Consider the following 15,019-nt stretch of genomic DNA (forward strand, 5'->3'; position numbering starts at 1 on the left):
TGCCGAAGCCGCCGCCGCACGCCACCCGCTCCACACGCCCCGCGCCCGCCGCCCGCACCGGCGCCCCGATGCCGACGGCGAAGTCCTGCCCCGTGTGCCGGTGCGCCCAGCGCTCACCCGCGCTGTCGAAGCCCGCGGACAGGTCGTACGCCTCCACGGGCGGCACCCACGCGCGCGTGGCGGGCGTTTCCGGCTGCGCGAGCCTCACCGCGCCCCGGCACCGCCCCGCCGCGACCGACCGGTCCGCCTCGCCCTGCAGCGTCCACCGCGCCGACTCCAGCTTCGCCTCGATGTCCCGCTTGAGGCGGGCCAGGCGCGCGGTGTGGCGGTCAAGGGCCCGCCGGGCGCGGTCCGCCGACCGTCTGGCCTCGGTGAGCCGGCCGGCGGCCTGCTGGGTCTTGGCGACGGCGTTGGTGACGGCGAGGTCCGCCTGGCCCAGGGCCCGCCTGCCGCGCATGAGCGCGTCGGGGCTCTCGGCGAGCAGCAGCCGCGCGGTGAGCGAAAGGCCACCGCCGGTGCGGTACTGGGCGCTGGCCAGCCGGCCCAGGTCCTCGTGCAGTACGGCGACCTGGTCCCGCTCCTTGGCGAGCAGCCGGTCGAGGCCCTGGACGCGGGTGCGCTGCTCGCCGGCCGCGCGCCGCCCGGTCTCGTAGCGCTGGGTGGCCGCCGACGCCTCTTCGTAGAGCCGCGCCACCTCCGCGCTGGTGCTCGGCCCGTCGGCCCGGTCTCCGCCCTCGGACGCCGCCGCGCACGGGGCACCGGCGACGGCGAGCGCGCACAGCAGAGCCGACACGAGGGCCAGGCTGCGCGGGCGGCGTGGAGGTGGGCGCATGTCACGGATCGTTGCCCGCGGGCGCGGGCGGCTCCCAGCTGACTCGTGCGCGCGGGGGACCGGGTGACTCGTACGGCGCAGACGCGTACGGCCGAACGGCGGTCCCTCGGTGAGGCAGCCCCGGTGCGGGGCCCGTCAGCGCGGCCACCGGTCAGCACGGCGACCCGTCAGCGCGGCCATCCGTCAGCGCGGCCACCCGTCAGTGCGGCCACCCGTCAGTGCGGTGCCTCCCACACCACCGTCGTGCCGCCGCCGTCCTCGCCGATGCCGGGCCCGTACCAGCTGTCGCCGCCCAGGGACTCGGCCCGCCTCTTGAGGTTCTTCAAGCCGCTGCGGCGGCCACCCTCCGCGATGCCCACGCCGTCGTCCGCGACGGTCAGACGGACGCCCTGACGGCCGTCCGGCAGGACGTGCGTGGCGTCGACCACGACGTCGATGCGCGCGGCCTGCGCGTGCCGGAACGCGTTCGACAGGGCCTCGCGGAGCGCCGCGATGAGGTTCTTGCCGGTGAGCTCGCCGACGACCGTGTCGACGGGGCCCAGAAACCGGTGCGAGGGCTTGAAGCCCAGCGGCACGGCCGCCATGTTGATCTCGCGCAGGACCCGGGTGCGCAGCCCCGACGGCGCCTCCGCGGGGCCCTGCTGGAGCGCGAAGATCGCCGTACGGATCTCCTGGATGGTCACGTCCAGCTCGTCCACGGCCTTGCCGACGCCCTCGCGCACCTCGGGCACCACGGACCGCCGCTGGGCGCTCTCCAGCATCATGCCGGTGGCGAAGAGCCGCTGGATGACGAGGTCGTGCAGATCGCGGGCGATGCGGTCGCGGTCCTCGTACACCGCGAGCCGCTCCCGGTCGCGCTGCGCCTCCGCCATCATCAGGGCGAGCGCCGCCTGCGAGGCGAACTGCGTCGCGAGCGTCCGCTCGGCCTCCGTGAACGGGCGTCCCGCACGCGCGCGTGGCGTGACCAGTGTCCCCAGGACACGGCCGTCGCTCTGGAGGGGCAGCATCATGACGGGGCCGTACTCGCGTGCCAGGTCGGTCATGATGCGCGGGTCGGTCGCCGCGTCCTCGATGAACACCGCCTGCCCGTCCAGGAGGTCGGCGATAATCCGGCTCTCCGGAGGGACGACGACACCCAGGGCGTTGCTTGGCTTGTCCGAGGAGACGGCGACGATCTCCATGCCGCCCTCGTCGTCGGGCAGCAGCACGATCCCGGCCGCCGAGTCCGCGAGGTGCCGCGCCTGCTCCGCGACGACCGCGAGCGCGTCCTCCGCGTCGGAGCCCGACAGGAGCGCCGTGGTGACGGCCACGGAGCCGTCGATCCACCGCTCGCGTTGCTTGGCCGCCTCGTACAGGCGGGCGTTGCCGATCGCGATGCCCGCCTCCGTGGCGAGGACGCGCACCATGTGGACGTCGTAGTCGTTGAACTCGGCCCCGCCGCGCTTCTCCGTGAGGTACAGGTTGCCGAAGATCTCGCCCTGGACGCGGATCGGCACCCCCAGGAAGGTGCGCATCGGCGGGTGGTGGGCGGGGAAGCCGCAGGAGCGCGGGTCGGCGGAGAGGTCGGCGAGGCGCAGGTTCTCCGGCTGGTGGATGAGCGCGCCGAGCAGCCCGCGGTGACCGTCGGGGAGGCGGCCGATGCGCGCGGCCGATGCCTCGTCGATGCCGTAGTAGACGAAGTCCGAGAGCCCGCCGCCGTCTTCGGAGACCACGCCGATCGCCGCGTAGTGCGCGTCCGTGAGCTCGGCCGCGGTCTCGCAGATGCGGTCCAGGGTGGTGTGCAGTTCGAGCCCCGTGCCCACGGACCGCATCGCTTCCAGGAGCTGCGGCACGCGGGCGGTCAGCTCGGTGGAGAGCCCCTGCAGGCTGCGGGTCGCCTGCGCCGCGGCCTCGGCCGGATGGACCGGCAGCACCAGGCCCACCGCGTCACCCGGGTCCACCGGGTCATCCAGGCCCACCGGGTCGCCCGGGTCCGGAGTGCCCTCAGAGGGCGGCGGGGCGGCTGAGGCCGGAGGGCTGGGCATGCCTTGAGGGTAGTTAGTCCGATTTGACGGGGAAAGTCGAGCCACCGGGCACGGGAACACCATCGGGCACAGGATCCATCAGACCCCGGCCCCCGCCAGCGCGTCCGCCGCCGACTCCCGCTCCCGCATCCGCCGCAGCGGCCCCTCGACGGCCACCAGCTCCTCGTACGGGCCGCGCTGCACCACGCGACCGGCATCCAGGACGAGCACCTCGTCAACTTTGTCGAGTCCGGCCAGACGGTGCGTGATGAGCAGCGTCGTGCGTCCTTCGGTGGCCGCGAGGAGGTCGGCGGTGAGGGCGTCCGCGGTCGGCAGGTCGAGGTGCTCGGCGGGCTCGTCGAGGACCAGGACGGGGAAGTCGGCGAGCAGCACACGGGCGAGCGCGAGGCGCTGGCGCTGCCCTCCGGAGAGCCGGGCTCCGTGCTCCCCGACGAGCGTGTCGAGCCCGTCGGGCAGCGACCGCACCCACCCGTCGAGCCGGGCCCGCGCCAGGGCGCCGAACAGCTCGTCGTCGCTCGCGTCCTTGCGTGCGAGCAGCAGGTTCTCGCGTACGGAGCTGTCGAAGACGTGCGCGTCCTGCGCGCACAGGCCGACGAGGCGTCGCACGCTGTCGCCGTCGAGCGCGGCGACGTCCGTGCCGCCCAGCGCGTACGTTCCGCCGTCCGCGCCCAGGAAGCGCAGCAGCACCTGGGCGAGCGTCGTCTTGCCCGACCCGGACGGGCCGACGACGGCGACGCGGCGGCCGCGGTCGAGGGTGAGCGAGACCCCGGCGAGCGCGTCCCGCTCCTGCCCGTCGTAGCGCGCCCGCAGGCCTTCGAGGCGGAGCGGGAACGGCGTCTGCGGGGCCTGTGCGGGCACGGCGGGGGACGGGACGGGTTCGGGGGCGTCGAGGACCTCGTGGACCCGCTCCGCGCTCTTCTTGACGCGCTGGCGGTACTGCACGGCGACGGGCAGGCCGAGGACCGCCTCGAACGCGGCCAGCGGCGTGAGGACCACCACGGCGAGCGCGACGCCGCTGAGCCGTCCGTCGTGCACTCCCTGGACGCCGACGAGCGCGGCCGCGGCCACCGTGAGGCCCGTCGCGAGCGCGCCGAGCCCGTCGCCGAGCGCGGTAGCGGCCGCCGTGCGGGAGGCGATCCGGGTCAGCTCGGCGTCGGCTTCCCGCACCTTCTCGGTACGCCGCCGCAGCGCACCCGCGACCGTCAGCTCGGCCGTCCCCGTGAGCAGATCGGCCACCCGTGTCGCGAGCACCCCGCGCGCGGGGGCCAGCCTGCGCTCCGCGCGACGGGCGACCGCACCGCTCACGAGGGGCACCCCGACACCGGCGACCAGCAGCCCCACGGCCAGCACGGCGCCCGCCTCCGGCAGCAGCCACGCGGTGAAGCCGACCGCCCCCGCGCTCACGACGGCCGCCGCGCCGGCGGGCAGCAGCCAGCGCAGCCAGTAGTCCTGCAGCGCGTCCACGTCGGCGACGAGCCGCGAAAGCAGGTCGCCCCGGCGGGTCGTGCGCAGCCCCGCGGGCGCGAGGCGCTCCAGGCGCCGGAACACGGTGACCCTCATGTCGGCGAGCATCCGCAGCACCGCGTCGTGCGACACGAGGCGCTCGGCGTAGCGGAAGCAGGCCCGCCCGATGCCGAACGCGCGCGTGGCCGTCACGGCGATCATCAGGTACATCACCGGCGGCTGCTCCGAGGCCCGCGAGATCAGCCACCCGGAGGTGGCCATCAGGCCGACGGCGCTCCCCAGGGCGAGGCTGCCGAGCAGCAGGGCCAAGGCAAGCCGCCCCCGCCGCTGCTGCGCCACCCCGCGCACACGAGCCAGCACGCCACCCTTCGCGTGGGACTCACCCCACGCACCTGCCTGAGTCAGGGGGCGAGCACCAACCGCATCCCGCTTGCTGCTCCTGCTGTGGGCAGTCGTGCCGCAGGGCGGCACGGGTGGGCACAGCCCCCGGTGCCGGTCCCCCTCTACGGAGACGCCCACGTGGACGACCCGGTCGGCGACAGCCAGCAACGCGGGCCGATGGACAACGAGCACCACGGTCCGCCCCACAGCCAGTCGGCGCACCGCGTCGACGATCCCCGCCTCGGTCTCCCCGTCCAGCGCGGCCGTCGGCTCGTCGAGCAGCACCACCGGCCGGTCGGCCAGGAACGCCCGCGCCAGTGCGACCCGCTGCCGCTGCCCCGCGGAGAGCCCCACCCCGTCCTCCCCCAGAACGGTGTCCGCCCCCAAGGGCAGCGCGTCCACGAACGCGCCCGCCCCCGCCGCGCACAGCGCGTCCCGCACCGCCACGTCATCCGCGTCCGGCCGCGCGAGCCGGACGTTGTCCGCGATGGTCCCGGCGAACAGATGCGGCCGCTGCGGCACCCAGGCGACCCGTTCCCGCCACTGCTCCAGGGAGACGTCCGCCAGATCCACACCCTCATCGGCCGAACCCGCCGAACCCACAGCCACCCGCACCCGCCCCTCCGCAGGCCGCACAAAGCCCAACAGCGCCTGCAGAAGCGTCGACTTGCCGGACCCGCTCGGCCCGACCAGGGCCACCGTCTCACCGGGCTCGACCGTGAACGACACCCCGGAGACGGCGTCCACCGCCCGACCCGGATACCGGACCGTCACGCCGTCCACGCGCAGCGCACCGCCCTCGGGCACCGCCCCGGTTCCCCCGGCCGGAACCGGTGTCTCCAGGACGCCGAAGATCTCCTCCGCGGCGGCGAGCCCCTCCGCGGCCGCGTGGTACCGGGCGCCGACCTGGCGCAGCGGCAGGTAGGCCTCGGGCGCCAGGATCAGGATGACCAGGCCGTCGTACAGGGCCATGTCGCCGTGGACGAGCCGCATGCCGATGGTCACCGCCACCAGGGCCACCGAGATCGTCGCGAGGAGCTCCAGGGCGAACGACGACAGGAAGGCGATGCGCAGCGTCCGCATCGTCGCCCGCCGGTACTCGCCCGTGATCCTGCGGATCGACTCGGCCTGCGCCTTGGCACGGCCGAACACCTTCAGCGTCGGCAGCCCCGCGACGACATCGAGGAAGTGCCCCGAGAGCCGGGAGAGCAGCCGCCATTGGCGGTCCATCCGGGCCTGCGTCGCCCAGCCGATCAGCATCATGAAGACCGGGATCAGCGGCAGCGTCCCTGCGATGATCGCCGCCGACACCCAGTCCTCGGTGACGATGCGCGCGAGCACCGCCACCGGCACCACCACCGCGAGCCCCAACTGCGGCAGATAGCGCGAGAAGTAGTCATCGAGCGCGTCGACGCCGCGCGTCGCCAGCGTGATCAGCGACCCCGTCCGCTGGTGGCTCAACCAGCCGGGCCCCAGCGCCCCCGCCCGCTCCACGAGCCGCCCCCGCAGCTCCGACTTGACCGCGGCGCTCGCCCGGTGCGCGGCGAGCTCCGTCAGCCAGGCCACCAGGGCCCGGCCGACGGCGACCGCCGCGAGCAGCACCAGCGGCCGCCCCAAGTCGCCCACGCCCAAGTCATCCTGGAAGGACCCGACGACCACCTCGGCGATGAGCATGGCCTGAGCCACGACCAGGACGGCACCGACGAGGCCGAGGCCGACCACCGCGACGAGGAAGAAGCGGGTGGCCCGTGCGTACCTGAGCAGGCGCGGGTCGACTGGTTTCACGTGAAACACTCCCTCGCAAGGACCGTGGGCGTACGGAGAGTTGGCTCCTCCGTGCGCGGCTGAATCAGTGTGCGGCGTCCGGCGCGGGATGCGCCGGGTCCGGCGCGATGTGCTGCGTACCGATCCGCTTGCGGAACACCCAGTACGTCCACGACTGGTAGAGCAGCACGACGGGCGTGGCGATGCCCGCGCACCAGGTCATGATCTTCAGGGTGTACGGGGTCGACGAGGCGTTGGTGACCGTGAGGCTCCAGTCCTCGTTCAGCGACGACGGCATGACGTTCGGGAAGAGCGTCAGGAAGAGCATCGCGACGGCCGCGACGATCGTGACTCCCGACAGGGCGAACGACCATCCCTCACGCCCGCGTTGGTTGGCCCCGAGGGCGGCGACGAGCGCCACGACGGCGACGATCAGCGCGACCAGGCTCTTGCCGTCGCCGTTGTCGGCCTGCGTCCAGCCGAGGAAGCCGACCGCGAGCACCGCCGTGACCAGGCCGAGGACCAGCGCCAGCTTCCGCGCCCGCAGCCGGATGTCGCCCACCGTCTTGAGCGCCGTGAACACCGCTCCGTGGAAGGTGAAGAGCGTCAGGGTGACCAGGCCGCCGAGGAGCGCGTACGGGTTGAGCAGGTCCCAGAAGTTGCCCACGTACTCCTTGTGCGCGTCGATCTTCACGCCGCGCACGATGTTGCCGAAGGCCACGCCCCACAGGAAGGCCGGGATCAGCGAGGTCCAGAAGATCGCGTGTTCCCAGTTGGTCTGCCAGCGCTCCTCGGGCCGCTTCGCCCGGTACTCGAAGGCGACACCGCGCACGATCAGGCTGACCAGGATGATCAGCAGCGGCAGATAGAAGCCGGAGAAGAGCGTCGCGTACCACTCGGGGAAGGCGGCGAAGGTCGCGCCGCCCGCCGAGAGCAGCCACACCTCGTTGCCGTCCCAGACGGGCCCGATGGTGTTGATCAGAACCCGCTTCTCGGCCCGGTCACGGGCGAGCAGCTTGGTGAGGACACCGACCCCGAAGTCGAAGCCCTCCAGGAAGAAGTAGCCGATCCACAGGACGGCGATCAGGACGAACCAGACGTCGTGCAGTTCCATGTGCGCCCAGCTCCTTAGTACGAGAAGGCCATGGGCCGGTCGGCGTCGGCATCGGCGTCGGCGTTCGCGCCGGTGCCACCACTGGGCGGGCCGCCGATCCTGGTGGGCGGGTTGAGGTCGGCCTCGGTGAGCTCGGGCGGCCCCTGCCTGACGTACTTGAGCAGCAGCCTGACCTCGATGACGGCGAGGATCGCGTAGATCAGCGTGAAGACGATCAGCGAGGTGAGCACCTCACCCTGCGAGACACCGGGGGAGACCGCGTCCTCGGTCTTCAGGACGCCGTAGACGACCCAGGGCTGCCGCCCCGTCTCGGTGAAGATCCAGCCCCAGGCGGTGCCGATGAGCGGGAAGATCAGCGTCCACTGCGACAGGCGCCACCACCAGGTGCCGAGCTTCGGCGACAGCTCCTTGTTCTTGGTGAGCATGAGCTTCGGTACGTCGTCCGCGCCGGTGTGGTGCTCGGGGGCGAGCCAGAACTTCCGCCTGGTGAGCCAGAGTCCGGCGGTGCACAGGGCCATCGAGACGCCGCCGAAGCCGATCATCCAGCGGTAGGACCAGTACGCGGTGGGGATGTTGGGCCGGTAGTCACCGGGGCCGAACTTCTCCTGGGCTTCCTTGTTGAGGTCGTTGATGCCGGGGATTTCCGCGCTGAAGTTGTTCTTGGCGAGGAAGGAGAGCACCCCGGGGATCTCTATGGCGACCTCGTTGTGGCCCTTGGCGACGTCTCCGTAGGCGAACAGCGAGAACGGCGCTGGCTTCTCGCTCTCCCACAGGGCCTCGGCGGCCGACATCTTCATCGGCTGCTGCTCGTACATGACCTTGCCGAGGGTGTCGGCGCTGATCACGGTGAGCAGGGTGCCGACGAACGCGGTGACGAGGCCGAGCCGCAGCGACATGCGCATCGTGCGGACGTGCCGCTTCTTGCGCAGGTGGAAGATGGCGATGCCGGTCATGAAGGCGCCACCGACCAGGATGGTCGCCGCGATGACGTGGAAGAAGTTGACGAGCGTCGTCTCCTGGAACAGCACCTTGGAGAAGTCGGTGAGCTCGGCGCGCTTGCTGCCGTCCCGCTCCACGATCTTGTAGCCGACCGGGTGCTGCATAAAGGCGTTGGCCGCGATGATGAAGTACGCCGACAGGACGGTGCCGATCGACACGATCCAGATCGTCGCGCAGTGCAGCTTCTTCGGCAGCTTGTCCCACCCGAAGATCCACAGACCGATGAACGTCGACTCGAAGAAGAAGGCGATCAGGGCCTCGAAGGCGAGCGGGGCGCCGAAGACGTCTCCGACGAAGCGCGAGTAGTCGGACCAGTTCATGCCGAACTGGAACTCCTGCACGATGCCGGTGACGACGCCCATCGCGATGTTGATCAGGAACAGCTTGCCCCAGAACTTGGTGGCTCTGAGGTAGTGCTCCTTGCCGGTCCGCACCCAGGCCGTCTCGAGGATCGCCGTGAGGGCGGCCAACGAGATCGTCAGGGGGACGAAAAGGAAGTGGTAGACGGTGGTGATGCCGAACTGCCAGCGCGCCAGTGTTTCCGGCGCCAGAGCCAGGTCCACGTCGCCTTCTCCTTACATGCCGTGGTCATAGCGGCAGTTTGCCCCTTATGTCCCAGACATCTCTGGAGCAACCAGGACACGCTTGTGAACGCGTTCACATTCACAAGCATTATGTCGTACTGGTGAATGACGCTCGAAAGGGGGGTCCCCCTTACCGCTGGAAACCCGCCGAGGACCGGGGACCGGTGGGCGCGCGGAGCCGCTTGGGCCACAGCCGCCTGGGCCACATGAGTCCACATGAGTAAGGGGCACCCCGCAATGGTGGGTGCCCCTTACGCGTACCGCCCAGGGACCGTGCGTCCCCAGCTCTGCCCCTACAGCTCCTTGCGGAAGGCCTCCGCCGTCGCCAGGAAGATGTCGTTGGCCTCGGTCTCGCCGATCGTGACGCGGACACCCTCCCCCGCGTACGGCCGGATGATCACGCCGGCCTTCTCGCACGCGGCGGCGAAGTCCACCGTCCGGTCACCGAGGCGCAGCCACACGAAGTTCGCCTGCGTGTCGGGCACGGTCCAGCCCTGCGCCCGCAGCGCCTCGAGGACGCGCGTGCGCTCGCCGACCAGGGAGCCGACGCGCCCGAGAAGCTCGTCCTCCGAGCGCAGCGAGGCCACCGCCGCGTCCTGCGCCAGCTGGTTCACGCCGAACGGGACCACCGTCTTGCGCAGCGCGGCGGCCACCGGCGGGTGGGCGATCGCGAAGCCGACGCGCAGGCCCGCGAGGCCGTACGCCTTGGAGAAGGTGCGCAGGACACAGACGTTCGGACGGTCGCGGTACAGCTCGATGCCGTTGGGCGTCTCGGGGTCGCGGACGAACTCCACGTACGCCTCGTCGATCACGACCAGGATGTCGGACGGCACCCGGTCGAGGAAGCGCTCCAGGTCCGCGCGCGTGACGACCGTGCCGGTCGGGTTGTTCGGGTTGCAGACGAAGATCAGGCGCGTGCGGTCGGTGATCGCGTCGGCCATGGCGTCGAGGTCGTGCTGCTCGCCCGGCGTCAGCGGCACCATCACCGACGTGCCGCCGCCGACCGTCGTGACCACCGGGTACCCCTCGAAGGACCGCCAGGCGTACAGGACTTCGTCGCCCGGCGTCACCGTCACCGTGACCAGCTGCTGCGCGAGGCCGACCGAACCGACACCGGTGGCGACGTGGTCGACGGGCACGCCGAAGCGGTCCGCGATCTCGTGGATCAGGGCGTCGCACCCGTAGTCCGGGTAGCGGTTGAAGGACCCGGCGGCGGCGACCGCCTTCTCCATCACGCCGGGCAGCGGCGGATAGGGGTTCTCGTTGGAGGACAGCTTGTACACGACGGGTCCGCCGCCCTCGCCGCTCTGGGCGTTCCTGCCCGGCTTGTAGGCGGGAATACCCTCCAGCTCGGCGCGCAGCCTGGGGCTCGTCTCGCTCACCGCGGTCCTCCTCGTGATCATTTCGTGATCATGCAGCCTTCAATGATTCTCACCTTATGAGGATTCGCCGCCCCTGCGAAGGCCTGGCGGGGGCGCCCCGGGCCGCAGCCGCCGACGGCGGGCAGGCCCCACGAGAGGCCTCGCCCCGCGGGAGACCGGAAACGGGCGGGCGGGGTGGGAAAAAGATCCACGCGGAACGACACCCGCAGCCGAAGAGAACACCCCCACCCCGCGCACACCGAGGAGGGAGCGCTCCCCAGGGGAGCGTACGCCGGTGGCTCGCTCCGTGGCGCGCATCCCTCGTGAAGGTGAGTTGAGACCTCTTCGATACCTGGCTGATTTGGCAGGCCCCTGCGCGACGACAAGGGGACGATGCCCAGCAGCAGGCTCAACTACCTATGTTTCGAAGGTCACTGACGGACTTTCACCATGCAGAAACGTGCCTGTCAACGGGTGAATATGCGCCCGCACTACCCACCCCCATGAGCCCTACTATCGGCTCGCCATGACAGCAGCAGGGAAGCACCAGGTGAGCCGAGCGGAGACCTCCCGCCGGGGCAACCGGCAGAGTCGAGCAGGCATCAGAGACGTCGCCGCCGCAGCCGGTGTCTCCATCACGACTGTGTCCGACGCACTCAACGGCAAGGGCAGACTGCCCGACGCCACGCGGCGCCATGTACGCGAGGTCGCCGACCGCCTGGGCTATCGCCCGTCGGCGGCGGCCCGCACGCTCCGTACGGGCAAGTCGGGACTCATCGGCCTGACCGTGACGACGTACGGGGATGAACCTTTCACCTTCACCGAATTCGCGTACTTCGCGGAGATGGCGAGAGCCGCCACATCCGCCGCACTCGCCCGCGGGTATGCCCTGGTGATCCTGCCCGCGACCTCGCGCCGCAGCCCCGTCGACGTGTGGTCGAACGTCGCGCTCGACGGCACGGTAGTCGTCGACCCCTCCGACCACGACCCGGTGGTCAGTGAGCTGGTGCGCCAGGGGCTCCCGGTGGTGTCCGACGGGCGGCCCGCAGGATCCCTGCCGGTCACCGCCTGGGTCGACAACGACCACGAGGCCGCGGTCCTGGAGATCCTGGAGCACCTCGCAGCCGCCGGCGCCCGCCGCATCGGGCTGCTCACCGGCACCACCACGGACACGTACACGCATCTGTCCACGACGGCCTATCTGCGCTGGTGCGAGCGCGTCGGCCAGGACCCGGTGTACGAGTCCTACCCCGCCCACGACCCGTGCGCGGGCGCCGTCGCCGCCGACCGCCTGCTCGCCCGCCCCGACCGGCCCGACGCCGTGTACGGCCTGTTCGACCCGAACGGCACCGACCTCCTCGCCGCCGCCCGCCGCTACGGCCTGCGCGTCCCCGACGACCTGCTCCTGGTGTGCTGCAGCGAGTCGACCGTGTACGCGACCACCGAGCCGCCCATCACCACGCTGTCCCTGAAGCCGCGCCGCATCGGCACCGCCGTCGTCCAGCTCCTGATCGACGCCATCGAGGGCCTCGACACCGGGCGGCCGGTCGAGCAGGTGATACCGACCGAACTGATCGTGCGCACCTCGTCCGAGCGACGTCCACCCCGTACGACCGTCAGCCCGCCCCGCTCACCCGGCCACGGCTGACCCGGCCACCCCGACCCGACCCCGCAGGGCGCACCCCCGCGACCTGCGGGGAAACCTCGGGCCAATTCGGGAGAAAACCGCGGTGAACTGGGCCTCCCCATCGATTCACCACCCCTGGTGCACCACACAGCGACAGCCGCATTCCTATGATGGGCGGACGACACCGCGGGCCGCTGCGACCAGGCAGTCCGATACCGGTGCAGATGCGGCGCAATGGTGGTGGAGGGGTCGATGACTCAGGGGGCCGGTCGGGGACCCGAGGTGCGGACGGCGACGCTGCGCGACTTCCGCGTGCCCGCGTACGTCTATGAGGGCGTCCGCGAGACCGGCCAGGACGGCGCGGTGGCGCAGGAGCGCGCCCAGGACCAGGCCGTGCACGCCGCCCAGGACCGGGCTCCGCACTCCGCGCACCCCCAGGGACAGGTCCCGGTTCGGGCCCAGGGCGCCGCGCAGGACTCCGTGGGGGTGCGGGCGGAGGGCCGGGCGGGGATTCCGCCGCGGGTTCCCGTGCAGCCCGGTCCCGTGGAGCCGGGCCGCGTGGAGCCGACACCTGCGGCGGGCCCCGTAGCGAGCTCCGTGCCGGGCCCCGTAGCGAGCCCCGTACAGCAGGATCCCGCGCGGCACGCGAGCGGCGCTGCCGGGCAGGCACCCGCCGGACCGGTCCCCTCCGGTCCGGTTCCCTCCGGGCAGGCCCCCGCCGGGCAGCCGTACGCCGTCCCCGGGGCGGCGGCCACCGGCCCCATGACCCCTCCCGCGGCCCAGACCCACGCCGGCTCCGCGGGCGAGGCCCCCGACGGCTACACCCCCACCGAGCGCGATCTCCCCGTCATCAACCCCAACCGCCGCGGCGACACCCTGCAGGTCGAGGTGCGCGAGATGCCCGAGCCGCCGCCCGCGCCCGGCGCGGAGGAGCTCGGTCCGCTGTACGTCGTCGGTGACGTGCACGGCTACCTGGACGAGCTGGTCGCGGCGCTCCAGGAAGAGGGGCTGATCGACAGCGAGCTCAGCTGGTGCGCGGGCAACACGCGCCTGTGGTTCCTCGGCGACTTCACCGACCGCGGGCCCGACGGCATCGGCGTCATCGACCTCGTGATGCGCCTGTCCGCCGAGGCCGCGGCGGCCGGCGGCTACTGCAAGGCGCTCATGGGCAACCACGAACTGCTGCTCATCGGCGCGAAGCGGTTCGGCGACACCCCGGTCAACTCGGGCGCGGGCACCGCCACCTTCCAGGCGGCGTGGCTGCTCAACGGCGGTCAGAAGACCGACATGGAGCGTCTCGAGGACCACCACCTCCAGTGGATGTCCCGCCTCGACGCGATCGTGGAGGAGGACGGGCATCTGCTCGTGCACTCCGACACGACCGCCTATCTCGACTACGGCGACTCCATCGAGGAAGTCAACGACACGATCCACGAGGCCCTCACGCGCAACGACGCCGACGAGTACTGGGACCTGTTCCGCAAGTTCACCAAGCGCTTCGCGTTCCGCGACGACTCGGGCCCCCAGGCCGTGCGCGAGCTGCTCGACGTCTACGGCGGCGGCCGCATCGTCCATGGCCACAGCCCCATCCCGTATCTGCTCGGCGAGGTCGGCTCCGAGTACGACGCGGACGACGACGGCCGTCCGGTCATCGAGGGCCCGCACATCTACGCCGACGGCCTCGCGATCGCCATGGACGGCGGTGTGACCATGGCCGGAAAGCTACTGGTCTGCCAACTTCCGCTGGGTAACTGAGCGTTCACCGGGCAGGCGAAGGGATACGGGAGCCGTACAGGATCTCGCTGGCCAGCGGGCCAATTCTGGAAACCCCCTGTCACCGCGTGCCGTCACGGCTCTACCATCGCTCTATCCGTAGCAGGCTCCCCTCCGTTTCTGCCCGACGGCTCGTGACCATGCGAGCCCCAAGCCCTACGGAGCATCGGGGGATGCACATGAACAGCGCTCCACACCTGCTCAATGAGGACCGCCCCCAGTACGAGCGGATCCTCGATGAGGCGCTGCGCACCGCACCGAACCGCCCGGAGCTGGCCGCGGTGGGCCAGCGACTCAACCCCGAGCAGCTGCGCACGATGGCTCTCAACGCCACCGCACTGATCACGGCCGCAGCAGCGGCCGAATACCACCACTACGTGAAGGTCCGCGAGGAGCGTCGCGACTCCGGATCCTCCGCGTCCACTTCCATGAGTGAAAGGAGCGGAAGCGGCTCCACCCCGGCGGAGTCCGAGTCCGGCTCCGGCGGTATCAGCCTCGCCACGACCATGGGCGAGGTCACCGAGACCGCAGGCGCCGGAGCGGTCGCCGTGGTCGCGGTCCTCGCGCCGCTGCTCGCCGGGGCGGCCGCCGCGATCTTCCTGCTCGTCGGCTACATCCTGAAGATGCTCAACCCGGAGCCCGCCTTCGCGGACACCCTGCTCACCGCGGGGTGGCTGTTCGGCGCGCTCACGGCGGGCGCCATCCTGGTCGCCGCGGTCGGTCTGCTCCTGACCGCACTGCGCAACGGCTCCACCTCCCTCCAGGCAGGCTCGGACCACGAGCGGAACGCGGAGGTGGACCGGGCCAGGGACGCCTGGTGCCAGGCGCTCCTGGAGCGCGGAGTCCTGCCCTTCCTCCGGGAGGCGCTCGCGGAGCCGGCGGGTCCGGCATCCACGAGCCGTGCGTCAGCACCGGGACCGACCGGGCGCATGCCGCAACTCGGCTACCACAGGCCGGGGTTCAGCAGCCCTGAGGGCGGCTCCACCACCGGCACCCGGCCGAGCTACTCCAGCCCGGACTTCTCCAGCCCGGACTACGGAGGGCCCGAGCACCAGCCGGACTAGCCCGCCAGACCGGAGCCGGATCGGAGCCAGAC

The 15,019-nt window shown here is 71.8% G+C and carries 9 protein-coding genes; 3 read left to right on the forward strand and 6 right to left on the reverse strand.

The window, feature by feature from the left end; translation table 11 throughout:
- From ACFWZ5_RS13025 to hisC, 6 genes are all read right to left on the reverse strand, one after another.
- The coding region (locus tag ACFWZ5_RS13025; protein WP_384890715.1) for a M23 family peptidase at positions 1-832 on the reverse strand (832 nt) is incomplete at its 3' end.
- Positions 833-1,047: 215 nt separating this feature from the next.
- On the reverse strand, positions 1,048-2,856 hold the full coding sequence (locus tag ACFWZ5_RS13030; RefSeq protein ID WP_384791053.1) for a GAF domain-containing protein: 1,809 nt from the start codon (positions 2,854-2,856) through the stop codon (positions 1,048-1,050).
- A 78-nt stretch (positions 2,857-2,934) separates the two neighbouring features.
- A complete protein-coding gene (gene cydD / locus ACFWZ5_RS13035) occupies positions 2,935-6,486 on the reverse strand; it encodes a thiol reductant ABC exporter subunit CydD (RefSeq protein WP_384791056.1) in 3,552 nt (1,183 codons plus the stop codon).
- Positions 6,487-6,550: 64 nt separating this feature from the next.
- Positions 6,551-7,579 carry a cytochrome d ubiquinol oxidase subunit II gene (gene cydB / locus ACFWZ5_RS13040; protein WP_384791059.1) on the reverse strand — a complete coding sequence of 343 codons (1,029 nt, stop codon included), beginning with the start codon at positions 7,577-7,579 and terminating at the stop codon, positions 6,551-6,553.
- Positions 7,580-7,593: 14 nt separating this feature from the next.
- Positions 7,594-9,141: a cytochrome ubiquinol oxidase subunit I gene (locus ACFWZ5_RS13045; RefSeq protein WP_384791062.1), complete on the reverse strand. Its 1,548-nt coding sequence runs from the start codon at positions 9,139-9,141 to the stop codon at positions 7,594-7,596.
- 314 nt (positions 9,142-9,455) lie between these two features.
- Entirely contained in the window at positions 9,456-10,544 is a 1,089-nt protein-coding gene (gene hisC, locus ACFWZ5_RS13050; protein WP_384791065.1) for a histidinol-phosphate transaminase, read from the reverse strand.
- Positions 10,545-11,049: 505 nt separating this feature from the next.
- Between hisC and ACFWZ5_RS13055 the strand changes: the two genes are divergently transcribed.
- From ACFWZ5_RS13055 to ACFWZ5_RS13065, 3 genes are all read left to right on the forward strand, one after another.
- Positions 11,050-12,171, forward strand: a complete 1,122-nt coding sequence (locus ACFWZ5_RS13055; protein WP_384791068.1) for a LacI family DNA-binding transcriptional regulator — start codon at positions 11,050-11,052, stop codon at positions 12,169-12,171.
- Between the two features lie 231 nt (positions 12,172-12,402).
- Positions 12,403-13,905, forward strand: coding sequence for a metallophosphoesterase (locus ACFWZ5_RS13060; protein ID WP_384791071.1), 1,503 nt, complete (start codon positions 12,403-12,405; stop codon positions 13,903-13,905).
- 191 nt (positions 13,906-14,096) lie between these two features.
- Positions 14,097-14,987: a hypothetical protein gene (locus ACFWZ5_RS13065; RefSeq protein WP_384791073.1), complete on the forward strand. Its 891-nt coding sequence runs from the start codon at positions 14,097-14,099 to the stop codon at positions 14,985-14,987.
- Positions 14,988-15,019: the final 32 nt, after the last annotated feature.

Source organism: Streptomyces sp. NPDC059003, from assembly GCF_042740445.1.
GTDB lineage: Bacteria > Actinomycetota > Actinomycetes > Streptomycetales > Streptomycetaceae > Streptomyces.

What these genes read in the sequence shown, in the direction of transcription:
- ACFWZ5_RS13030 (WP_384791053.1), bottom strand. Translation starts at nt 2,856, where the DNA reads ATGCCCAGCCCTCCGGCCTCAGCCGCCCCGCCGCCCTCTGAGGGCACT.
- cydB (WP_384791059.1), bottom strand. Translation starts at nt 7,579, where the DNA reads ATGGAACTGCACGACGTCTGGTTCGTCCTGATCGCCGTCCTGTGGATC.
- ACFWZ5_RS13055 (WP_384791068.1), top strand. Translation starts at nt 11,050, where the DNA reads ATGACAGCAGCAGGGAAGCACCAGGTGAGCCGAGCGGAGACCTCCCGC.
- ACFWZ5_RS13060 (WP_384791071.1), top strand. Translation starts at nt 12,403, where the DNA reads ATGACTCAGGGGGCCGGTCGGGGACCCGAGGTGCGGACGGCGACGCTG.
- ACFWZ5_RS13065 (WP_384791073.1), top strand. Translation starts at nt 14,097, where the DNA reads ATGCACATGAACAGCGCTCCACACCTGCTCAATGAGGACCGCCCCCAG.